Annotated in this window: 17 protein-coding genes; 14 read left to right on the top strand and 3 right to left on the bottom strand. The window is 68.9% G+C overall.

Going from position 1 to position 21,566, the window contains the following annotated elements:
- Positions 1 to 193: 193 nt before the first annotated feature.
- The 6 genes from ACFY1U_RS12710 (at position 194) to ACFY1U_RS12685 (ending at position 5,622) form a co-directional block, all read left to right on the top strand.
- Positions 194 to 1,024 (top strand): nucleic acid/nucleotide deaminase domain-containing protein, encoded by an 831-nt coding sequence (locus ACFY1U_RS12710; RefSeq protein ID WP_390694134.1) that lies wholly within the window; start codon positions 194 to 196, stop codon positions 1,022 to 1,024.
- A gap of 11 nt (positions 1,025 to 1,035) precedes the next feature.
- The gene (locus ACFY1U_RS12705) at positions 1,036 to 2,841 is read left to right on the top strand and encodes a WD40 repeat domain-containing protein (protein WP_390694133.1); all 1,806 of its coding nucleotides are present in this window, start codon (positions 1,036 to 1,038) and stop codon (positions 2,839 to 2,841) included.
- A 127-nt stretch (positions 2,842 to 2,968) separates the two neighbouring features.
- Positions 2,969 to 3,697, top strand: a complete 729-nt coding sequence (locus ACFY1U_RS12700; RefSeq protein ID WP_390694132.1) for a WXG100 family type VII secretion target — start codon at positions 2,969 to 2,971, stop codon at positions 3,695 to 3,697.
- Positions 3,694 to 4,485: a nucleic acid/nucleotide deaminase domain-containing protein gene (locus ACFY1U_RS12695; protein ID WP_390694130.1), complete on the top strand. Its 792-nt coding sequence runs from the start codon at positions 3,694 to 3,696 to the stop codon at positions 4,483 to 4,485. The genes ACFY1U_RS12700 and ACFY1U_RS12695 overlap by 4 nt, the downstream gene beginning before the upstream one ends.
- 46 nt (positions 4,486 to 4,531) lie before the next feature.
- Positions 4,532 to 5,122 carry an SUKH-4 family immunity protein gene (locus ACFY1U_RS12690; RefSeq protein WP_390694129.1) on the top strand — a complete coding sequence of 197 codons (591 nt, stop codon included), beginning with the start codon at positions 4,532 to 4,534 and terminating at the stop codon, positions 5,120 to 5,122.
- Between the two features lie 131 nt (positions 5,123 to 5,253).
- Positions 5,254 to 5,622, top strand: a complete 369-nt coding sequence (locus tag ACFY1U_RS12685; protein WP_390694128.1) for an amphi-Trp domain-containing protein — start codon at positions 5,254 to 5,256, stop codon at positions 5,620 to 5,622.
- Positions 5,623 to 5,664: 42 nt separating this feature from the next.
- Here the strand turns inward: ACFY1U_RS12685 and ACFY1U_RS12680 are convergent, their stop codons facing one another.
- Positions 5,665 to 6,501 carry a class II glutamine amidotransferase gene (locus tag ACFY1U_RS12680; protein ID WP_390694127.1) on the bottom strand — a complete coding sequence of 279 codons (837 nt, stop codon included), beginning with the start codon at positions 6,499 to 6,501 and terminating at the stop codon, positions 5,665 to 5,667.
- 273 nt (positions 6,502 to 6,774) lie between these two features.
- Between ACFY1U_RS12680 and ACFY1U_RS12675 the strand changes: the two genes are divergently transcribed.
- Entirely contained in the window at positions 6,775 to 6,996 is a 222-nt protein-coding gene (locus ACFY1U_RS12675) for a hypothetical protein (protein ID WP_390694126.1), read from the top strand.
- A gap of 7 nt (positions 6,997 to 7,003) precedes the next feature.
- On the opposite strand, the gene ACFY1U_RS12670 is transcribed toward ACFY1U_RS12675, so the two are convergent.
- Positions 7,004 to 7,342: a putative quinol monooxygenase gene (locus ACFY1U_RS12670; RefSeq protein ID WP_390694125.1), complete on the bottom strand. Its 339-nt coding sequence runs from the start codon at positions 7,340 to 7,342 to the stop codon at positions 7,004 to 7,006.
- A 625-nt stretch (positions 7,343 to 7,967) separates the two neighbouring features.
- On the opposite strand from ACFY1U_RS12670, the gene ACFY1U_RS12665 reads away from it, so the two are divergent.
- A complete protein-coding gene (locus ACFY1U_RS12665) occupies positions 7,968 to 8,954 on the top strand; it encodes a LacI family DNA-binding transcriptional regulator (protein ID WP_390694124.1) in 987 nt (328 codons plus the stop codon).
- A 99-nt stretch (positions 8,955 to 9,053) separates the two neighbouring features.
- Here ACFY1U_RS12665 and ACFY1U_RS12660 read toward each other — a convergent pair whose 3' ends face one another.
- Complete coding sequence (locus ACFY1U_RS12660; protein WP_390694518.1) at positions 9,054 to 12,668, bottom strand: LamG-like jellyroll fold domain-containing protein; 3,615 nt, start codon at positions 12,666 to 12,668, stop codon at positions 9,054 to 9,056.
- A 460-nt stretch (positions 12,669 to 13,128) separates the two neighbouring features.
- On the opposite strand from ACFY1U_RS12660, the gene ACFY1U_RS12655 reads away from it, so the two are divergent.
- The 6 genes from ACFY1U_RS12655 (at position 13,129) to ACFY1U_RS12630 (ending at position 21,267) form a co-directional block, all read left to right on the top strand.
- Complete coding sequence (locus ACFY1U_RS12655) at positions 13,129 to 14,142, top strand: LacI family DNA-binding transcriptional regulator (protein ID WP_390694123.1); 1,014 nt, start codon at positions 13,129 to 13,131, stop codon at positions 14,140 to 14,142.
- Between the two features lie 178 nt (positions 14,143 to 14,320).
- Entirely contained in the window at positions 14,321 to 15,568 is a 1,248-nt protein-coding gene (locus ACFY1U_RS12650; protein ID WP_390694122.1) for an extracellular solute-binding protein, read from the top strand.
- 19 nt (positions 15,569 to 15,587) lie between these two features.
- Positions 15,588 to 16,598, top strand: coding sequence for a carbohydrate ABC transporter permease (locus tag ACFY1U_RS12645; protein WP_390694517.1), 1,011 nt, complete (start codon positions 15,588 to 15,590; stop codon positions 16,596 to 16,598).
- Entirely contained in the window at positions 16,595 to 17,419 is an 825-nt protein-coding gene (locus ACFY1U_RS12640; protein WP_390694121.1) for a carbohydrate ABC transporter permease, read from the top strand. Before ACFY1U_RS12645 ends, ACFY1U_RS12640 begins: the two co-directional genes overlap by 4 nt.
- Before the next feature lie 183 nt (positions 17,420 to 17,602).
- Positions 17,603 to 19,339 carry an amylo-alpha-1,6-glucosidase gene (locus ACFY1U_RS12635; RefSeq protein WP_390694120.1) on the top strand — a complete coding sequence of 579 codons (1,737 nt, stop codon included), beginning with the start codon at positions 17,603 to 17,605 and terminating at the stop codon, positions 19,337 to 19,339.
- A 74-nt stretch (positions 19,340 to 19,413) separates the two neighbouring features.
- Positions 19,414 to 21,267 carry an RICIN domain-containing protein gene (locus ACFY1U_RS12630; RefSeq protein ID WP_390694118.1) on the top strand — a complete coding sequence of 618 codons (1,854 nt, stop codon included), beginning with the start codon at positions 19,414 to 19,416 and terminating at the stop codon, positions 21,265 to 21,267.
- Positions 21,268 to 21,566 lie beyond the last annotated feature (299 nt).

Here is a 21,566-nt window from a genome sequence, read left to right as displayed (position 1 = left end):
GTGTGGAGCAATCCGGCGCGCAATCCGGTCCTTCACGAGCAGTCGACCACGTTGAGCTACTCCTCACCCTCTGGTTCGATGAGGACCCCGATGGGAGTCATACTGACGGTCGCGCCGATCCCGGCGGATGACACCGACAAGCCCGCAGCGCGCAACACCGCAGCCTGGTACGGAGCCCAAGGAGCAACCTCCGGTGATCGACGAACCCACCTTCCGGACTTTCGATCCGACTGGCGACCGAGGGCCCGGTGACCCCGCCGTGCAGCGCCTCGCCGGGGTTTCGGTACCGCGGAGGGTCGGCCCCTATTTCTCCACGCTCGACGGCGACTTGGTGGCGCTGGGCGCGTACGCCGCCGCAGCGGGACGCCGTGTAGCCCGCGCGGAGTGCGCCTCGTGGGCGCGGCTGGGCGGCGACGGCGGTTTCGAACTGTGCGCCGACCCGCGGGGCGCTGTCTGGGCGGTGCTGTTGGACTACGACGAGGAGCGGCGCTTCGTGAGCTCCTCCCCGCAGGCATTCGCCTCCTGCCTCGTGGAACTCGGTGACGCCCTGCGTGTCATCCTCACCACCGACCAACCCGCCGTGGCCTCCTCGGCGTTCGAGACTCTTCAGGAACGCCTGCAGGCCCGCGACCCGTCGGCCTTCGGCGACCGGGAGGACTGGTGGCCCCGGGTCCTGGACGACATCCGCGACACCGCGAGCGCGGAAAACTACGCGGCCTTCGAGTACGTCGACCCCGAACACGGCAAGCGGATCGTCACCCAGTCGGGCACGATCGCCGCCCACCCCGAAGAGCGGTTGTGGGACAGGCTGCGCGCCGCCGGTGTCGGTCCGGAGCAGGTCCTGCGCATCCACACCGACCTGCAGCCCTGCTTCATGCCGGGCCACTACTGCTCGATGTGGCTGGCCGAGGTCTTCCCGCACGTGGAGATGACGCACACCTTCTCCTACGGGGAGTCGGCCGACTCCCGCGCGGAGGGCATCCGCCTGCTCCGCGAGAACGCGGGCACGGCGGCGCAGCAGTGAGCCTCTCCCCGGTGTCCACGGGCCCGGACATCACGCAATGGCCGCCGCCCGACGGGGTCACCGCCACCCACGGCCCCGCCCTGCTCGAGTGGGCGGCCTGTGTCCCGCCGGAGAAATCCAGGCTCTGTCTGGTGCGTGGCGCACGAGGCAGCGGCAAGAGCCAGTTGCTGGCCTGGTTCCTCGCCGGCTCCGCGAGCCATCCGTCGACCACGGTCCACGCGACGGTCCTCGCCGAGGGGCTGTTCGCGGACGCCGTCGCCTGGGAGCTCGGGCGCCAACTCGGCTACGGGCCGCTCGCGCCGGAGCGGCTGCTGGAGCGCCTGGCGGTGGACCGAAGGCCGTTGTTCGTGCTGGTGGTGGATCTGCACCGATCCGGTCGTGGTCCGGCCGACCGCCCGGCGGCCGATCCGACGACCCTGGTCCGTGATCTTCTCGCGCCTCTTCTGGAGCTGCCGCAGACCCGCGCCGTCGTCGAGGTCGGCGACACCGCTTTCCTCGACGGCCTGACAGACGTCGGGATCGTCACGACCATCGACGTCGGCGACGAGCCGTTCACGGACGCCGGTGCGGCTGCGACCGCGGAGGACGACCTTCTGCTTCCCCGCACACCGGAGGGGCGCGTGCGGTGGGACGAGGCGTCCGGGACCGCCCGTGAACATGCCCTGGACCGGGCACTGGCCGCGCCCGAACCTGAGTCCGCCGTCGCGAGGCTCGTCAGCGACCCCGGATTCCTGGTCCACGGGTCGACCGTGTCCATCGCTGCGTGTCTGGCCGATGAGCGGATCCCCGCCCCGCGAGGTCTTCGGCAGACGTGGGAGCTGGCCGCGCCGCACCTCTCGGACGCGCAGTACGACACCACTGAGCGTGCGGCCGTACTCCACGCGGCAGCCCTGGAGTCCAGCCCCCTCCTCGCGCGCTACCTGCTGCCCCTCCTCGCAGACCACGCCTGGACGGCCGTCTGGGCCCGGCAGGACACGGCCGTGAGCGCCCTGGCCGCCGTCCCAGGCAAGTCGGGAACCATCCTGGTCGCCGATCCTTTGGGGAGCCTCTTCGAAATGGACGCCGGTTCCGGCAGGTACGGCGTCTCCATTCCGCAGACCGCAGCCGGTCTGCCCCGCCTCGACGGCATGGCCGCTTGGTCCGAGCACGGCGCACTTCTGCTCAGTGACACCGGCGCTCTTCACCGCACCGGTGAGGAGCCGGGTGGCGTCCTCGGCCGCATCGCGGCCCACCATGGCAGGGCCGCTCTCGCACATGCTGATCAGCGGCCCAGCGCCCTCGGACAGAGCCCTTGCGGCAAGGTCGTCGTGATCGGTGACGAGCAGGGAAGCGTCCATGTGTGGCGCCTTGAGGCCGGTGAGACCGTCCCCCTCTCACGTGTCCTGCACCCCGCTCCTGTCACCGCCGTCACCTGCTTGGCCCTTCCCGGCGAAGGGCAGACGCTGGTGATGAGCACGGCCTTGGACGGCACCGTCCGGCTCTGGAAGACCTCCGCAGACCCCATGCCCCGCCCCGTCGAGCAGCGGCCCGCCCTCGCCACGGCCATGACCGCCGAGCAGACTTCCGTCGGCCCTCTCCTCGCCGTCGCCTGGAACGACGCCTCACTTCACCTGTGGCATCTGCCTTCCGGCAGGGTTCGTGCCGTTCCGCTCCTCCTGCCGTGTTCCTCCCTCGCCTGCACCCCTGCGCCGGCTGTCGCGGACGAGCCGGCCCATTCCGCTTCCCGGCTCCGCCTCATGATCGGGGGCAGCGAGGGCTCCTACGCACTGAGTCTTGACGCGGCGCGGCTGTGGAGCCAACACTCTCCCGCAGCCTGATACGGCGTCAGTCTCGTGGGAGGGGAGTGGCTTTCATTGTCGAACCTTTGCCCCGCCATGGCGTCGAACCCTCGGATCCGCGCGAACCTGATGGAGTCTTGGCCGACTTGACGGGGGAGCAGGAAACTTGGCGATTGAACTACCCGAAGAAGTCGTCTCGTTGCTTCAGTTCATCGGCGTCAACTGGCCGAATGTGAACGAGGACAAGGTACGGGAGTTCGCTCAGCACGTACGCGACTTCGCCACGAAAGTGGACGAGACGCATCAGAACTCCACGGCCACCATCAAGCAGATGGCTGACGTGTACCAGGGCCCCTCCTACGACGCGCTGCTCGCCAAGTGGGCGCAGATGTCGAACGGCCACATGTCCGAGCTGCTGACCGCCTGCCACACCGTGGCGACCGCGCTGGACGTGGCTGCCGACGTCATCGTGGGCATGAAGGAGGCCGCCATTGCCGAACTCGTGGTCCTGGCTGCGTCGTTCGTGGCCGATCAGGCGGCCGCGGTTGCCACGCTAGGACTGGCGGAGGCCGCCGAGGCGCTGATCGTGGAGGCGGCGGAAAAGGCCGTGGACTACCTGGAGCAGCAGCTGGAGCAGTACATCATCGGCGCGGTCATCGAGGCCGCGGTCAACCCGCTGGTCGAGGTGGTCGGGCGGGCGGCGAGCGGCTTGATGTTCAAGACCACCGAGTCCGCGCTCGGCGTGACGGCCGGTGCCGGGGGAGCGGGGACCGGGTTCTCCGTCCATCCGGAGGAACTCCAGAACCGTGCCGAGCTGATGAAGACACACGCCGGCACGGTCGCCTCGCATGCGGAGGAGTTCAGAATTCGGGCCGCCGGGATGTCGTTCGAATGACCAACAAGATCACCGCGGCGCTGGAGGACGGCGCGAAAAAGCTGGGCAAGGCACTCGGTGAAGACGCCGGCAAATCCATCAAGGCCCTCTATCACGATACACACGCCCGCCTGAAGAAAGTCTCGCACAACTATCTCGAGGTGGACGCGAAGCATGCGGCCGAAATGGAGAAGCTTGCCAAGGGTGAGACGCCGGTCTACCACATGGCCGACGACGGGAGTATTCGCCGACTGCATCCCGGTGGTGGTCATTCCGAGCTCACGGCCGAAGACAAGGAGCGGCTGGGGCTCAACGAAGCCAACATAGGGCGCCCGAGGCTGGGAGAGCGGAATGCCCGGCTCAAAACGGACCAGGAGGGCAAGGACACTCCGCGGCCGCAGGTGTCGTCGCAACAGGTGACGGCGGGGAGTACCGATCTCTCCGTGGCCACCCAGCTCGCCCGCCACGCGGACCAGGGCTACGGCGGCCTGGACCGGAAGGGAGAATTCACCAGCAACAACTACGCCGCGGCCAGGGTGGACGGCGCGAACGGCAAGGGCGATTTCATACTGGTCGCACGCAGCAATGGGTACCGGCATTCGGAGCGCATGATAGGTACTCCGTTCCTGAGACAGGGGGAGGAAAACAGAATAACCCAGCTCTATACCGAGAGAGCGCCATGCGATACCGGGGTGAACTGCAGTGCCTGGATGGCGGAGAGATTACCGAACACTGCGGTCACGCACAGTTTCGGCGCGGGGAACGACGAGATGCAATTTTATCTCCCCGAACTGCAGGCCAGCAGATGATATATTTACGCTTCCGAGTGCCGTCAAAAAATGACAGGGAAAGAGTATGAATCGCCCGCCCGCCCTCACCCGTGAGATGCTGGAGACCGTTTTCGACCCGGCCGAACTGATTGTTGCCCCGGAAGAAAACCTCCCCGCTGTCGGCGACCCCGATGCCAGGGAGGTCCTGGGAACGCTGGGAATCCCGGTCTGGGACAACCCGTGGTTCGACATGGAGGACGGGATCGCGGAGCGGTTCGGGCGCGTCGAGGACTGGGACGAGAAGCTCGCCGACCGTTACTCCGTCGTCCCGGAGGGCGCGGGCAAGTGGATCGGGCTGGGCATGATCCCCTATGACGGCATCGCCTTCGACCCGGACACCGGCAAGGTCTACTGCCTGCCCGACGACTCCGAGACCTACCTCTGGAACAGCTCGCTCCGGTCCTTCGTGCACTTCCTGTACGTCCTTCAACAGGAACGCCCGCACTTCGACGCGGAATGGGAAAGCGAGATCGAGGTGCCGTACGACCCCGAGGCCGCGCAGGCCCGGGTCCGAAGCGCGATGATGTGCGTGGATCCCGCAGCCCTGGAGAACCCCGACTCCCGCTGGCATGGAATCCTCACGTACATCGTGGATCCCGAACACCATTTCCTCTGAGACCACTGGATCCGCGAGGCGCCGGCTGCTGAGGCAGGCAGGGCGGCCGGGCCCGCCCGTGAGGATGTCCGATCCCGCGTATGGCCGCAGAATTGGTGTCATACCCCGTTTGTTCGGGATCGGAGACAGTCATGAAGGATCTCAAGTTCGAGCAGAAGAGCTCGCTGTCACGCGTTGAGGCGGCCGACCAGCTGACTGCGCTTGCGGCTGCGCTGAGAGAAGGCGGGGATGCCGAACTGGAAATCGGTGCCGCGACGCTGAGCCTGCGGATTCCCGACGACCTTCGCAGCGAGGTGGAAGTCGAGATCGGCAACGGGGAGATGGAGCTGGAGATCGAGTTCAAGTGGCCGACCGCACCGACGCGGACAGCGTCGTCGAAGCCGGCCGCAGGCACAGAGACCGCCACGGAGAGGAAGAACGTTCCCGCCAGGCCCGGCCGGAGCGGCACGGGGACCAGTAGGGGCAAAAGCGCGAAGCGGTCCGTCACCAGAACGGCATGAGTCGTGCCCAGGACCCGGCGATGATGACGAGCGGTCGACGTATCATGCCGGTTCCGGGACGAAGGGATACAACTCGTCGGACCCGGCCTCCACGACGCCGTAGCTGCTTTCCGGCACCTCGTTCCAGGCGCCAGGCAGGTCGCCGAGAGGTTCGGACACGATGAGGCGCGTCTCGTCGGACACCTCCCGGAGGAAAGCCGCATCGGGGTGCAGCTTGCGCAGTGTGTCCACGCGGGTGCTGAAGAACAAGGTCCGGGAAGCGCCCTGGCTCGAGTAACGGAAGGCCCATACGCGTTCACCGTCGGTCACGCCGATCGTCATCTGCAGCGGGAACTCCACACCGTGGTCGCGGCCGCTGCGCTCCACCGCCCCCACCATCCGGGACACAGCGCCCGGCGGATCCTGATCCAGGCCGAAGGTGAGCGCCAGGTAGAACATCACCTCCGAGTCCGTCGTGCCTTCCATGTCGGAGTACAGCCCCGGGTCGACCAGCAGGGACAAGTCGCGACGCACGAGGTGGAAACCTGTGATGGCGCCGTTGTGCATCCACATCCAGCGGCCGTGCCGGAACGGGTGGCAGTTCGTCTGCTGCACCGCCGTTCCGGTCGTCGCCCGTATGTGGGCGAAGAACAACGGCGAGCGGACATGATCCGCGATCTCCCTCAGGTTGCGGTTGTTCCAGGCGGGGCCGACGTCCCTGAACAGGGCCGGGGTGTCGATGCTCTCCTGTGCGTACCATCCGACGCCGAAACCGTCGCCGTTCGTGGTCTCGACACCCAGTCTGGAGTGCAGGCTCTGATCGATCAGCGAGTGGGCCGGTTTGTAGAGGATGGTGTCGAGAAGGAGGGGTGTTCCCGAGTAAGCGAGCCATCGACACATGAGCGATCACCTGTTCCTGGCCGCACCTTCGGGAATGCCCTGAGGTTCCCGCTCGCGGCGCCCGGAGTCTTCCACGAGTCCGCCGGTCACCTGGCTGCACCGCCCCGCTGCTGCCCTCTCGGCTCGGCTCCAGCGCGCTGAGGATGCCGGGCGTCCCTCGCGCTGACGGCGACGCCGTGTCCGGTGATCGGGTGGCTCTTGTCCCGATCTCATTTTCGCCTTCCCCGCCGTGCGTCGCCATGCGGGTGCGGACCGGACGGCCACCGCCGGGTCATGGGAACGGAGGGTGCCGGTGGCGCCGCGCAACCGTGGGCGGCGCCACCGCGCCGTGCTCCGGGGTACCAGGGCGCCGTCGTGGGCGAGTTCGGCCGTGCGTGCTCAGTCGACGTCGGTGGTGGCGAGCCCGCGACCGACCACACGCGCGCGGAGCACTCCTTCGACATCGGCCTACGGGCCATGCTCACCGGCTTCGGTCACCTGCTCCGCGACGACTGACCCGCGCTTACCCGTCAGCGGGCCGAGGAACGGCCATCTCTCCGAGCAGGGACCAGTCGTCCTGCGGGATCGCCGCGTTGATGATGCGCGGGGTCTCGGCGAGGTAGGGCGGCAGCGTCTTCTGTGCGGTCCGGAAGTGCTCGGAACCGACGTGCTCGGCGCCCGCCTCGTCGTCGCGGAAGGCTTCCACGAGGACATACTCGGCCGGGTCGCCGACGCTGCGGGACCAGTCGAACCAGAGGCAGCCGGGTTCGGCGCGTGTCGCCCGGGTGAATGCGGCAGCGATCTCCGGCCACTCGTCCGCGTGCTCGGGCAGGACCCGGAACTTCGCCGTGATGAAGATCATCTCAGGGCTCCTCGGAGGGTGTGGTGGGCTGAACCGGCCGTGTTCTGCGCGGCCGTGCTCTTCGTGTGCATGGTCGCCTCCGGGGGCGTCGGCGCGCCGTGCTCGGAGGCTGCCCCGTCGTACGTCCTGTCCCCAGCGGCAGCCCCAGCCAGCCCCTTCAGCTCCCGCCATCCCCAGTGGGAACAGGGCAGGCCCGTGGGCGCGCCGTGGACCGGCCGCGTGAAGATGCACCGCTGCTGCTCGGCTTCTGTCGCCGAGATATCAGTCGCCGCCACCAAGGCTGCGGATCATCCGGCTCGACAGGTGCGTCCGGCAGCGCCGAAAAGGCGCCGGCCTTTGCGTGCCAGCCCCTGAACACGCCATGGAGCACTGGGTGGGGCTCGTGCGGCAGAGGGCCCCTCGATGAAGCCACTGTGCTCTCCTTCGCTTGCTCCGTTACCGTTAACGTGACCGCTAACGTGATTCTTGCCCAGGGGAGGAGAGTCCGTCAACGCCCGTTTCCGGACGGGCGAGGGCACGGCAGGCCGGTGAACCTGATTGACTTGGACACAGGGCGGCACAGGAACAGAAGTGAGTGGGCGGCGTGGCCGGACAGCGGGGAACGGAAGACCAGCGGGCGCGAGGCGTGAAAACCGTCAAGCGCGTCACGCTCCGCGACGTCGCCCAGGCGGCGGGCGTGTCCCATCAGACCGTCTCCCGCGCGATCAACGGCAAGGGGGAGATCGACCCGGCAACTCAGCAACGCGTGCTCGACGTCGCAAGGCAGTTGCGCTACCGGCCCAGCCGGTTCGGCCGGGGACTGGTCCGCCCGGACGTCGTATCCGTCGGGCTCATCGTCCCCGACGTGGTCAACCCCTTCTTCCCGGAGTTCGTGGCAGGAGTGATCGCGGCCGCGGACGAACGCGACTGGCAGGTGCTCGTGGCCAGCACCGAGAACGACCGGTCCCGGGAGCTGGCCCTGGTCCGCTCACTCGGTCAACAGGTCGACGCTCTTGTCGGCTACATCAGCCATCCCGACGCGCAGCTCGAGGCGTACGTGGGCAGCACGCCGCTGGTCCTGGTCGATCGTGGACTGGACTCGTCGCACCACGCGTTGGTCCACATCGACACCGCGACGGGAGTCCGGGCCGGGCTGCAGCACCTTATCGACCGTGGTCACCGCCGGATCGGCATGATCGACTGCGAGTGCCTGAGCGCCCCGCTGGTCCGGCACCGCACCTTCCTCGAAGTCGCCGGCGAACACGCGCTGCCGGTCGACGAAGACTGGATCGTCATGGCCGAGCAGTCCCCGGCCGGGGGTGCCGCCGGGTTCGAGGCGCTGTACGCCGCGCGCCCGGAGCTGACCGCCGTGGTCGCCTTCAACGACATGGTGGCGATCGGTGCGCTCCGGGCCGCCCGCCGGCTCGGCGTCCAAGTGCCGGACGACTGCGCACTGGTCGGCTACGACGGGCTGAGCGTCGTCGATCTCATCGACCCGCCGCTGACCACCGTCCACCTCGACAAGCGGCGGCTGGGTGAACTGGCCATCCACCAGGTCGACCAACTCCTCGCAGGCGAACTGCCACCCCCTATCGTCCTGACACCGAGCCTGAAAGTCCGCGGCACGACGTGACCGACCCAGGGCTGTGGGCGGAACTCCCCGGAAACGCCGGGCCCCGGTTCCGCCAGGCCTGGCGGAACCGGGACTGTGCTCACGGCGGCGGCGCCTGACTCAGCGCACCTCCCGCGCATACGGCGCCACGGCGATCCGGTCGATCAGCGGTGCGTAGCGGGAGCGCAGCAGCACCCCCGGGAAGGTGTCCGAGGCGTAGGTCGTGCCGTCGAAGTTCGGCAGTTCCTCGGAGCGGAAGGTGAGGGTGTTCCGGCCCTTGTCGAGGTGGACCGGGACAGTCAGTTCCCAGAAGTTGTCCTGGTGGAAGGTGTGCGGGAAGCTGACGCGCTGCAGGCCGGCGCCGTTGACGGTGATGTCGGCGTGGCGGGCCAGCGGGTCGGGGTTGTAGTGGGTGGCCTCGGACTGCTCCGGGTTCGAGTAGCGGATGCGCACCGCGTACAGGCCGGGTTTGTCCGCGGCGACCGTGAACGTCGCCGTGTTGCCGTTGCCCGGGTCGCCGCCGATCCCGGTGACCGCCGTACCGTCGGTCGCCAGGGGCAGCGAGGTCAGCGTGGCCGAGCCCGCGAGCTTGGCGTCCTGCGCCTCGTACGTCCGCACCTCGAGCGCGCCGGTGGTGGGCGTGACCGTCAGACGGTCGACGAAGGTGGCGGCCGAACCGCCGGTCACGGTCACCTTGTTGATGCCGCCCGAGAGGGAGACGGCGACCTTGTGCCCGGCCCTGGTCACGTGCAGGACTTCGTGCCCGTTGACCGACAGCCGTGCGTCCGCGCCGCCGAGGGTGCCGACGTCGAGGGTGGCCTCGCGGTCGGCGGGGGAGTAGACCCAGAACGTGGCCGTCTGGCCCTTCGCGAGCCGGGCCGCGCCCGAGCCCGTCGCGGGGGTTCCGGCCTGCTTCGGCAGGTCGTAGACGGGCTGCGCCCCGCCGCCCAGCCAGGCCAGCTCGCCCTCGTGCACCTCGGTGGCCGCCGACGGGTCCGGCAGGGACAGGGTGAGGCGGTCCACGATGGCGTCGCCCTTGGTGGCGCGCGTGCCGTCGAGGCTCTTCGCGGCGAGCGTCAGGGTGTGCCTGCCCTTGGTGAGCCGCACCTTGGTGTCCGTGTGGTCCCACACCACCCACTTGTAGCCGAGCGGCAGATACAACTCCTGCTCGCTGTCGGCCTGTCCGTCCACCCGCAGGAAGACGTTGGTGGGGCCCTGCTCCTTCACCTTGTCGAAGGTGTTGAGGGAGTTGGCGAAGACGCCCAGGTCGTACGTGCCGTCCTCGGGCACGTCCACCGTGAAGTCGAGCGTGACGTCCGAGCCGGTGCGCAGGCCGCCGACGTCGTAGCCGCCTGAGGTGTAGAACTTCGACACGTCGGCCGTCGAGCCCTCCGGGCCGTTCTTGGAGTAGCCGGACCCGGTGTGGGCGGCGTCCTCCGCCTCGTACGAGCCCTGCCAGCGCACGGACGCGGACTGCGTGCCCTTCGCCTTGCCGGCCGGGCTGAGGACGATCTCGTACGCCGAGGACTCCTTGAGCTTCGGCAGCGTGCCGTCGCCGAAGTCCACGACGGCCGTCCCGTCGTCACCGACCTTCAGGTTCGTCTCCGTCAGCAGCTTCGGGCCTGAGTTGTCGCCGATCTGGCCGCTCCAGTCGATCTCCCGCACCCAGGCGTGGACTTGACCTCCGAAGACCTTCTTGGGGATGCCCGCGAAGGTGATGTGGCCCTTGCCGGTCGAGCCGCCGAAGATCAGCCGGGCCTGCTTCTTCTTCTCGTCGAGCGTGGCCACGCCCTGCATGGTGTAGTTCTGGCCAGGGAACGGCGGGGTCACCTTCACGGTGTGCCCGCTCATCGAGGCGTACGAGTGCAGCAGCCACCACTGGCCGTTGCCGCGATTGGACTGCACCGCGGAGTCGGAGAGGTTGCCGTCGATGTTCCAGTAGGCGATGTCGGCGTCCACCTTGGACTCCTCGATCGCGGACACCCACTGGATCATCTGCCCGGGGACGGAGGTGTGGTAGTTGAAGGCGTACTCGTTGATGTTGACGGGGAGTCGGGTTCCTTCCCGCGAGGTTCCCTTGAACAGGTCCTTCTCCCATGCCCGGTACGTGGCCACGCTCTCGCGCACCGCCTCCGGGTGGCTCAGCTCGTGCCAGGTGATGACGTCCGGGAGCGTGCCGGCGGCCAGGGCGTGCGTGAGGAAGCCCTTCACCTGGTCGTACAGGATGCTGGTGTTGGGGCCCGCGATCCGGGCGTCCGGCATCTTGCCCTTGATGAGCTTGTAGGCGGAGTCCCAGGCGGCGAAGTAGTCCTTGGGGTCGCTGAGCCAGCTGACCTTGTCGTAACTCCACTCGCCCGTGCCGAACATGTTGCCCTCGGGCTCGTTGAACGGCACGAAGACGATGTTGTCCTGGTACCGCTTGGGCAATTGCAGCACCTGGTCGACCTGCCCCGCGATCTTCTCCTGGTAGAGCTTGAGCTTCTCCTCGGGGGTGGCTCCGGGCCACTCGTACGGGAAGCCGCGGTGGATGTCCGTCATGTAGATGTACACGTCGCCGTCGGTGGAGTCGGCCAGCGGTTTCACCACGTCCAGCGCGTCGGCGCCGGGGTGCTGCGGGCCGTCCTGTGCCTTGGTGGAGACGGTGCGCAGGCCCATGCCCTCGATGAGGTTGTTGGTGGGGACGCCCGGCCCGTACACGCCGTAGAGGGTGCCGGAGGCACCGCCGTGGAACGTCCCGGTGTCCGAGCCGAGGTCGACGGTCAGGGCTCCCTCGCGGACCACGGTGACGGTCGCCTTCACCGCGCGTCCGGCGGCGGTTCCGGCCACGGTGAACGTGCCCGGCTGCGCGTACTTCTCGGCCGGTACGGCGTCCCAGGTGACCGGCGTGTCGCGGTCGTAGCCGTCGGAGAAGGAGGAGCGGACGGCCGCGGGCAGGGAGGGGGCCGTCCCGGTCGTCGTACGGACCTCGAAGGACGTGTGCGAGAGCTGCTGGAGGGTGGGAAGGGTCCCGACCGTGCCGGCCACCTGTTCGGCGGTGAGCGCCGAGTGCCAGATCGTGAAGTCGTCGACCGCGCCCTTGAGCAGGGGGTCCGGGTAGAGGGACTTGCCGATGTAGCCGGCCGCGGTGGCCGAACTGTCCAGCAGGTCCTTGGCCTTGATGTTCGTCGCGGCGGAGGAGACCGCCACGCCGTCGAGGTAGGTGGTGACCCGCTGGGCGGCGGTGTCGAGGGTGACGGTGACGGTCCGCCAGCCGTCGGCGGGCAGCGGACCGTACCCGGAGACCTGTGCCTCCGCGCCCCCTCCGCCGGTGGTCACGGCGGTGCGCAGCACGCTGCCGTTGTACGGCGTCGTGAAGAGGTACTTGCTGGTGTCGGTGCCCAGATCGAAGATCCGCTGCCAGGCCGACTTGTCGCCGCTCCACTTCACACGGGCCGAGACCGTCAAGTCGCTTGCGTCACCGAGCACTTCGCGGGGGAGGCGGACGTACGCGCCGTCCGAGGTGGGCGCCCCGCCGGGCAGGGACAGCGCCTTGCCGCCGTCCGAGCCCGCGACGGACTGGGCGGTGGAGCCGTTGACGAGGGTCGCCGTCAGCCCGTTGCCGGAGCTGTCGGTGATCCGGCCGGAGGCGAGGTCGTCCTGGTCGAAGGTGTAGTGGGCGGCGGGCTGGGGCGTATCGGCTGCCTGCGCGGGGACGGCCGGTGCGGCCAGCAGGCCCGCACCGAGAGCCAGCACCATGGCGGCCGGGGTCCGGCGCCGGGCGGATCTGTCAGCGGATGGCATGGATTGCGTCCTCAATCCTCGGGAGTCTGCGTCGAACCGGTTCGACGCTGGGCGATGCGTGGCGTGGGGGCTCGGCTGGTCGGTCGGGGACGGGTCCCGTGCTTGTTGGGCGGCTCGGCACGGGCCCGCGGTCGTCGGAAGGATCACTTCATCGAACCGGTTCGGGAAACTAGCACCGGGAATCCTGGCCATCAATCCCCTCGACCAGAAGAAATCCGGACCTTCCGTCGGGTCCGCAAGTTTTCGTCTGAAGTGTTGACAGCCGTTGTGTCCGTTCCTACGGTCACTTCACGCGAACCGGTTCGACGACCGGATCCGCGCCGCAGTTCCCATCCCACCCTCGTGAACCGCTGGGTACTCTTTCCACCGAGAAATCGAACCGGTTCGAGTCAGGATTTCGATCAAGGAGCCGCCCGTGAACATCGGAGAGATCGCCCGCCGGGCCGGTGTCTCGCGGAGCACCGTCTCCTACGCACTGAGCGGCAAGCGCCCGGTCTCGGACGACACCCGCCGGAAGATCCAGCAGGTCATCGACGAGCTGGGCTACCGCCCGAACGCCAGCGCCCGTGCCCTCGCCAACGGCCGGACCAGCACCATCGGCCTTGTCTTCCCGCCCGCGGGCAACCACTACACCGGCATGCAGCTCGACTTCATCGGCAGCGTGGTGGAGGCCGCCGCGGCCTACGACTACGACGTACTGCTCTCACCCAGCGGCGTCGACAGCGACCGCTCGTTCCAGCGGCTGCTGGGGGAGCGGAGGGTCGACGGTGCGATCCTGATGGAGATCAGGCTCGAGGACGCCCGGGTCGACCACCTGGCCCAGCTGGGCTTCCCCTCCGTCGCCATCGGCCGCACCGCCCACCCGGAAACCGGCTGGTGGGTCGGCCTGGACCACACCACACTGGCCGCGGCGTGCGTCCACCACCTGGCGGATCTCGGCCACCGCCGGATCGCCTTCGTCAACCGCCCGGAGCAGCTGCTGCGGGCCGGGTACGAGTCCGCGCACCGCGGCCTGGACGGCTTCACCAAGGCCGCGGCCGAACGCGGGCTGACGGCCCGGACGTACTGCTGCGGGGACGACGCGGCAGCCGGCCAGGCCTGTCTGGAACAGATCCTGCACGACGACCCGGCCACCACCGGCCTGGTCACCCTGAACGAGGCCGCTCTCGGCGGTCTGTACCGGGGGCTCGCCCAGGCCGGCCGTCATGTGCCGCGCGACTTCTCCGTCACCGGGGTCGTCGCCAGCCGCTGGGCGGAGACGGTGACCCCGCAGCTCACCGCGGCCGACGTACCGGCCGAGGAGATGGGCCGGCGCGCCGTCGACCTGCTGGTGGAACGGCTCGACCATCCCGACGCCCCGCCCCGCCACCACCTCCTCGCACCGCCGATCTCCCTGCGGGCCAGCACCGGGCCCGTCACCGCGCCCTGACCGCACCCGCGTAGCACTCCTCAACTCACTTCACTTCACCGGCCGTTCGCACCGCCCGACAGCGTGCCGTCCGTCGTGCCCGCCTGTCCTCGCCCTGCCGGGACAGGCCCGTTCCAGCCATGCCTTCACCCACCCGTGCCCTCGGCACCCGCATGCCCAGAACAAAGGAACCCTCGCCATGAACAGCTCCTCCAGACAGCGCCGTCTGACCGCCGCGGCCGTGACCGCGCTCGCCGTGGCCGTCTCCGCCACCGCCTGCTCCTCCGGCTCGGGCAGCACCGACACCAAGGGCGCCGGCGGCGGCACGTACACGATCTGGGACCCGTACCCGCAGTTCGACAAGAGCTCGGACTGGGCGAAGCTGCTCGACCAGTGCGGAACCAAGGCCGGAGTGAAGGTCAAGCGGACCGCGTTCGACACCAGCGACCTGGGCAACAAGACGCTGCTGGCGGCCCAGCAGGGCAATTCCCCGGACGTCCTCATCGTCGACAACCCGGTGGTGTCCACCCTGGCCGAGGCGGGCGTGCTCACCACGACCGACGACAACAAGCTGGACACCTCGAAGGTCGACCCCAACCTGCTCGCGGCCGGCCAGTCCGGCGGCAAGACCTACGGCACGCCCATCGGCGCCAACACCCTGGCCCTCTACTACAACAAGGCGGTGCTGAAGAAGGCCGGCGTGGACGTCGCCTCGATCAAGGACTGGACGTCGCTGACGGCGGCGCTGGCGAAGGTCAAGCAGGCCGGCAAGAAGGGCATCACCTTCTCCGCGATCGGCACCGAGGAGGGCAGCTTCCAGTTCCTGCCCTGGTTCTGGGGATCCGGCGCCAAGCTCACCGAACTCGACTCCTCCCAGGCCGTGTCCGCGCTCTCCCTCTGGAAGGACTGGCTGAAGCAGGGCTACGCCCCCAACTCGGTGCTCAACAACACCCAGACCACCAGCTGGCAGGAGTTCGCCAGCGGCGACTACGCGTTCAGCGAGAACGGCACCTGGCAGCTCGCCAACGCCAAGAAGGCCGGCTTCGACTACGGCGTCCTGCCCATCCCCGCGGCCACGGGCGGCAACGCGGCGGCCCCGACCGGCGGCGAGTTCGTCACCGTCCCGGCCCAGAAGGACTCCGGCCGCTACGCCACCTCCCAGAAGCTGGTGACCTGCCTGACCAGCGGCGACAACCTCTACACCACCGACACCACGCTGTCCTACGTGGCCCCCACCAGCGAGGTCCAGGACAAGCAGGTGGCCGCGAACGCCGACCTGAAGCCGTGGGTCGCCGCGGTCAAGGCCGCCAAGGGCCGCACCAGCGACGACCTGGGCACCAAGTACCCCAAGATCTCCGAGCAGATGTGGAAGGCCGTCCAGTCCGCCCTCAGCGGCTCCAAGTCGCCCAAGGACGCGCTGAGTTCGGCGCAGTCCGCGGCCAAGTGACATGAGCCCGATGAAGCAGATGAAGCAGACGACCCGTCCGCCGGACCACCGGCCCGCGGTCCACCGGAACGGGGCGGCCCTCGCCGCCCCGCCCCCGGCCCGCTCCAGGAAGCGCCGCCGGCCCGCCTCCACGCTGGGGGTCCCCCCCGGCGGAGCCTGGGGGAGGGCCGCCTGGGGATTCCTCACCCCGGTGACCCTCTACCTCGCCCTCTTCTACGCCTATCCGCTCTACCGAAACATCGACCTCAGCCTGCGCAACTACACCGTCCGCTCCTTCGTCCAGGGCGACGCACCCTTCACCGGCCTCGCCAACTACCGCACCGTCTTCGACAACCCGACCTTCGCCCCGGCCCTGTTGCACACCGCGCTCTTCACCGCCGTCTGCCTGGTCTTCCAGTACGCCATCGGGCTCGCCCTCGCGGTCTTCTTCAACCAGCACTTCCGGCTCTCCGCGACCCTGCGCGCCCTGTTCCTCGTACCGTGGCTGCTGCCGCTGATCGTGTCGGCGTCCACCTGGTCGTGGATGCTCAACACGGACTCCGGCATCGTCAACGCCGCCCTCCACGCCCTGGGCATCGGGCCGGTCAACTGGCTGACCTCGCCGTCCTGGTCGCTGACCTCGGTGATCATCGCGAACATCTGGATCGGCGTCCCGTTCAACCTGGTCGTGCTCTACAGCGGTCTGCAGTCCATCCCGGCCGGCCTGTACGAGGCCGCCGCGCTGGACGGGGCGGGTGCCTGGCGCCGGTTCTGGAGCATCACCTTCCCGCTGCTGCGCCCGGTGTCCGCGATCACCCTGCTGCTGGGACTGGTCTACACGCTCAAGGTCTTCGACATCATCTGGATCATGACCAAGGGCGGCCCCGCCGACTCCTCCACCACCTTCGCCACCTGGTCCTACCAGCTCGGCTTCGGCAACCTCCTGCCGGCCTTCGGCCCGGGAGCGGCCGTCGGCAACCTGCTCGTGGTCGCCGCGCTCGTCTTCGGCCTGGTCTACGTCCGGGTGCAGAGAAAGCAGGCCCTGTCATGAGGCGCATCCGCAGGCGTACGTGGGTGAAGACCACGATCGGGGTCGCACTGACCGCGATCATGCTCTTCCCGGTGTACTGGATGCTCAACGTGTCCCTGACCCGCGACCAGGACATGCGCAAGAGCCCGCCGGACCTGCTGCCGCTGCACGGCACCCTGGCCGGCTACCGCACCGTCCTCGACGAGCAGTTGCCCTACCTCGGCACCAGCCTCGTCATCGGCCTGGGCACCGTCCTGCTGACCGTGCTGCTGTCCGCCCCCGCCGGCTACGCCCTGGCCAAACTGCGCCCGCGCGGCGGCGGCATTCTCAGCTTCGTGCTGCTGGCCGCGCAGATGATCCCCGGCATCATCATGGCGATGGGCTTCTACGCCATCTATCTCCAGCTCGGGCTGCTGCAGTCCGTTCCCGGCCTGATCGTCGCCGACTCCACCCTGGCCGTCCCGTTCGCGGTGCTGATCTTCACGGCGTTCATGTCCGGCATCCCCGGCGAACTGCTCCAGGCCGCGCAGATGGACGGGGCGCTGGCGCTGCGGACCTTCTGGTCCGTGGTGCTGCCGATGAGCCGCAACGCCGTCGTCACGGTGTCCCTGTTCGCCTTCCTGTGGTCCTGGTCCGACTTCGTCTTCGCCAGCACGCTGGTCAACGGCGGCGCCCATGAGCCGATCACCCTCGGCATCTACCACTACATCGGCAACAACAACCAGCAGTGGAACGCCATCATGGCCACCGCCGTCGTGGCCTCGCTGCCGGCCGCGGTGATTCTTGTTCTTGCCCAGCGGTACGTTGCGGCCGGCGTCACCGCCGGTGCGGTCAAGGACTAGACGTCCGCTCAAGTGCCGCTGCTGCTGCCGTCTCTTGTCTGCGGCTTCGTCATGGCTTGTCGCGCCCGCGCGGCGGTAGCCGCACATCAGACACAGTCCCGCGCCCCTTGGGGGCGGTGTCCTCACCCCGATCCGCACAGGCCCCCGTCGTTGCCCCCCTGCTTCAGAAACGAGTCACGCCACATGACCGCCGCACCGTCCGGCCCGGCCTTCTCCGTCCATGACATTCCGTTCAGTACCTATGGGTCCTGGTTCGACATCTCGCCCGTGATCGCGGAGAAGACGTACGCCGAGGACCTCCACCTCGTCTCGCACCAGAACGGTATGCACGGCGTCCTGCGCCTGGTTCCGCTGAACCCGACGACGAGCGGACGTGCCGAGACCCGCGTCGAGGCGACGCCGGGCTTGCTCAGCTGGATCGGCGAGAGCGGGCGCCTCGACCTCGCCTACGAGTCGCCGGACACCGTCCGTCTGCGGGGGAGCGGCCTGGGCATCGGGGTGTTCGCCGCCGCGCAGGCCCTGACCCCGTTCAGCGGGACGTACTTCTTCCACGATCCGGCGGCGGGCGCGCACGTCTTCACGTCGTACGAGACCGGACGCCGCTACCGCGTGACCGTGCTGGCAGGCACCCTCGCCGAGGCGGCCGGAGCCCAGGCCCTGGGCAGCGCCGACCGCGGGCTCGCCGTCACCGAGGAGGCCGGCGGCGGTTGGGAGATCGCGGTCGAGGAACTCGACACCGCCCGCCCCCCGTACGCGCCCTCGGCGGCCTTCGACGAGATCGTGGCGAGCGCACAGGGCGCGTTCGCGGACTTCGTCGACGCGGTGGCCCCCTGGCGCTCCTCCGCCACACCCGCCGCCGAACTTGCCGCCTACGTCGTCTGGTCGGCGACCGTACGGCCCACGGGGCTGGTCACCCGGCCCGCCGTGCTGATGTCCAAGCACTGGATGGACAAGGTGTGGAGCTGGGACCACTGCTTCAACGCCCTTGCCCTGGCGCCCGGTTGCCCCGAACTGTCCCTGGACCAGTTCGCCTTGCCCTTCGACCACCAGGACGACAGCGGGGCCCTGCCCGACTCGGTCACCCACTCCGAGGTTCTGTACAACTTCGTCAAGCCCCCCATCCACGGCTGGGCCTTCGGCCACCTGCGCCGTCGCCTGCCGGCACCTCCCGACCGTGCTCAACTGGCCCATTTCTACGGCCAGTTGGAGCGCTGGACGAACTTCTGGCTCACCGCACGACGAGCCCCCGGGGCCGAACTTCCCTACTACCAGCACGGCAACGACAGCGGCTGGGACAACGCCACCACCTTCGATCGGGAGCGGGTGGTCGTCACCGCCGATCTGGCCGCCTTCCTCGTTCTTCAGCTGCGTGAACTGGCCGATCTGGCCGATGAGTTGGGTGAGGCGGAGGCGGCGCGCCGTTGGACGGCCGTGGCCGAGGAGACACAGACGGCGCTGCTCGACCAGCTCTGGACCGGTGAACGGTTCGTCGCCCGGGGAGCCGCCGGCGGGGACACCTGGAGCAGCGCCAGCCTCCTCGACCTGATGCCGATCGTGCTGGGCGAGCACCTGCCCGGTGAGATCAGCAGCGCGCTGGCCGACCACATCAAGGCCCACCTCACCCCGTACGGCCTGGCCACCGAACTGACCACCTCGCCGCACTACCTCGCCGACGGCTACTGGCGCGGCCCGATCTGGGCCCCCGCCACCGTCCTGGTCGAGGACGGCCTGCGCCGTGCCGGCCACCACCGGCTGGCCGACGATGTCAGCGCCCGCTTCCGCGCCCTGTGCGAGACCCACGGGTTCGCCGAGAACTTCGACGCCCTCACCGGAACGGGCCTGCGCGACCGCGCCTACACCTGGACCGCCAGCAGCTACCTGCTGCTGGCCGAAGCACACGCACACCGGGGCAGCCGCTGACCGGCCGCCCTACGCGAGCTCCGGGGCCGTTCAGTCCCCGGTCCGTCCCCCCCCACCTTGTGAGGAGCCGCACAATGAAGTCGCTCTCCGAACCGCCCGGACGCGCCCCGCGCACCAGACGCCGAGTCATCTCGTCCGCGGCCGTCCTCCTGGCCACCCTGGCCGCGACCCTGATGCCCGCCGCTTCGTCACAGGCCGCCGACACCGGCGTCGCCGTCGACTTCTCCGTCGCCGGGGGAGCCCCCACCTACCGCGCTTCGGGCATGATCTACGGACTGACTCCCGACGGGTCGCTGCCGCCGGACCACTTCTTCAAGGACATCAAGTGGCACTTCGAGCGGGCCGGCGGCGCCCAGCTCAACGGTGGCGGCTACGCCACCAGCCTCGCTGACTACCAGACCCGCTGGAACGCCACCCTCGCCCAGTACAAGCGCACCAAGGCGCTCGGCGGCACGTTCGTCATCCTGCCGCACGACCTGTGGGGCGCCGACGGCACCACCAGCCAGGGCTTTCCCGGCGACAACGGCAACTGGACGCTGTTCGACAGCTTCGTCAACCAGCTCATCTCCGACGTCAAGGCCAACAACATGACGGTGGAGTGGGACCTGTGGAACGAGCCGGACCTCAGCGGCTTCTGGGGCCGGTCCCAGAGCCAGTACCTGCAGATGTGGTCCCGCTTCCACGCCGCCGTGCGGGCAAACCTCCCCGGGCAGCTCATCGTCGGCCCCAGCATCGCCAACCCGCCCAGCTCCTCCAACACCTGGTGGACCACCTACCTGAACTACGTCAAGGCCAACAACGTCGCCCCCGACATCTACAGCTGGCATGCCATCCCGCACGACCCCGTCCCGGCCGTCAGCAACGCCAACTCGACCATCGCGGCCGCGGGCCTGACCAACACCCGTCCGTACCAGATCAATGAATACGCCGGGCGTGAACAGCAGAACCCCGGTGGCGGCGGCTGGTTCATCAGCCGCCTGGAGCGGGCCGGCGCCGACGGCCTGCGCTCCAACTGGGGAGGGGGCCCCAGCCTGCACGACTACGCGGCCGGCCTGCTCACCAAGAACAGCTCCGGTCAGTACCTGCCGCTCGGCGAGTGGTTCCTGTACCGGTACTACGGCTCCCAGACCGGAAACATCGTGAACCTCACACCCGGTACGAACACCGACGGGCTGGCGACGAAGGACAACTCCGCGCGGAACGTGAAGATCCTGCTCGGGAGCAACGGCAACACGGGCAACGTCACGGTCAACCTCAACCGTCTCGACACCACCTCGGTCGTGGAGAACGGCCAGGTCCGCGCGATAGTCCAGCGCATACCGAACAACGGCGGCGGGGCCGTGACGGGCCCGGTGACGGTCTCCGACCAGATCCTCACCGTGAGCGGGAACTCCGCTTCGGTGAGCGTGCCGTGGACGGACGCCGCGGACGGCTACACGGTCACGCTGCTGCCGCCGTCGAACACGACCGTCTCCACCGTCGCGGTGGCCCAGCACAGTGGTCAGTGCCTGGACGACACCAACCTCTCCACCGCCGACGGCACGCAGTACCAGCAGTACTCCTGCGAGGGCGGCTACCAGCAGATGCTGGACTTCAAGCCGGTCGCCGGACGGGCGAACACCTACACCATCGTGAACGAGTACAGCGGCAAGTGCCTGGACGTCTCGGGCGCCTCCACGGCCGACGGTGCCGCCGTCATCCAGTGGACCTGCAGCGGCACCACGAACCAGATGTTCACCCTGAACCCGGTGACCGCGCTGGGCAACAGCAAGGACTACCAGCTGGTCGCGGTGCACAGCGGCAAGTGCGTCGACGTCAGCGGGGTCTCGACCACACCCGGCGCGGTGATCCACCAGTGGACCTGCGACCCGGCGAGCGCGCTGAACAACAAGAGGAACCAGATCTGGCGCCTCCAGGGCATGCGCTGACCTGTCCCCGGGCGGGGGCTCCCAGCGCGAAAGGGAGACCCGCCCGGGCCGACCGGTGACGTGGCGGACGGCCTTTGGCCCGCTGCCGGCGGGGCATCCCCGGGTCGGGCTGACCGATGAACCGTCCGCCGTGCCACAGCCCGCCGCAGACGGCCGGTTCCGGTCGGGGGGACCGCCGCCCACCTCCTCCTCAACGAAGCAACAACGCCCACCGGGACGGCCGCTGACGGCCCGTCTCCCCACAGCCCCGGGACCGTTCGGCCCCGGACCTCTCCCTCCCCGCTCACGCAGGAGCCGCA

Origin of the sequence: Streptomyces sp. NPDC001351, assembly GCF_042896045.1 — a bacterium.
Classification (GTDB): domain Bacteria; phylum Actinomycetota; class Actinomycetes; order Streptomycetales; family Streptomycetaceae; genus Streptomyces.
Note: the sequence above shows the minus strand (reverse complement) of the source record. Positions and strands in the feature narration are given on the sequence as shown.